1 pseudogene is annotated in these 230 nt (G+C 36.1%); it reads left to right on the forward strand.

Going from position 1 to position 230, the window contains the following annotated elements:
* Positions 1-230 (forward strand): annotated as a pseudogene (locus A6E03_RS20220) (hypothetical protein); the annotation flags it as partial.

Below are 230 nucleotides of genomic sequence, written 5' to 3' on the forward strand. Positions count from 1 at the left end.
CCCGTAAAACTCATATTAGCTGTACTTTTCCTTGTAATATTAGGTGTGGGCGCAGCTTCTTTAATAAAGACATTTAATCCTGTTCCTTTTGGAAGTAATGAAGGTGATGAGTACATCACAATTAAAGGAGTTAAGCCAAAAGATGTTAATGTTACAGGGTGGGCTACTTTTTATGGTGGTGGAGAAAAGTGTGATTCTTTTTCATTTAGTGCAAATACAGGCAAAGTAAC

This window comes from Aliivibrio sp. 1S128 (assembly GCF_001691065.1).
Lineage (GTDB): Bacteria > Pseudomonadota > Gammaproteobacteria > Enterobacterales > Vibrionaceae > Aliivibrio.